Below are 675 nucleotides of genomic sequence, written 5' to 3'. Positions count from 1 at the left end.
TGGTGGGCTTCGCACCAGGGCGCGGGGATCGTGCAGCCGGGGAAGGCGCAGCCTTGGTCGCGGGCGGTGAGGGCTTCGCGGATGTGGGGCGGGAAGACCCGGGAGGCTCGGCCGATGTCCAGGATCCGTCCTTCGCCGCCGAGCAGGACCGGGATGATGTCCGCGTCGCAGGCGATCTTACGGGCGGTGGAGGCGGTGACGGGGCCGGTGAAGAGCAGGTTGCCGGTGTGCTCCGTCGTTGCGCGGTGGGCGGCGTCGCCGTCGTTTCCGAGCCTGGTGAGGAGGTCGCGGTAGTCGATGGTGACCATAACCTGCGGGCGGAGCCCTCCGGCGGCGGGCAGGGTGCCGGCGGCGAGGGCGACTTTGCAGCCGCCGACCAGGCCGTCGAGGAGTTTCTGCGGGCGCGAACGCAGGTCAAGCGGGGTGTCAACGCCGGCATTGTCGCCGTGGGTACCGTCGGCCGCTGCTGCACTTTCCGGTTGGGTTTCTGTGCCGCCGGAGGGGCTCCCTGTGGGTGCTGGGGTGCTGGTGCGGGGGTTGGTGGCGGTGTTCATGACGGTGAGGAGGTGTTCGAACTGTTCGGCGGTCGCGAAGATTTCCAGGTGCTGGAGTCCGTGGCGGGGTTTGCGGATGAAGGCGCCCTGGAGCTGGCGCAGGAGTTCCTCGGAGGGCTCG

The 675-nt window shown here is 70.1% G+C and carries 1 protein-coding gene; it reads right to left on the bottom strand.

Going from position 1 to position 675, the window contains the following annotated elements; all coding sequences use genetic code 11:
* On the bottom strand, positions 1 to 675 hold a 675-nt coding region (locus AC1DF4_RS19170), incomplete at both ends, for a DUF222 domain-containing protein (RefSeq protein WP_476914358.1).

The sequence above is a fragment of the Arthrobacter sp. 05N429 genome (assembly GCF_056397045.1).
This window is presented reverse-complemented; position numbering and strand designations above follow the sequence as displayed.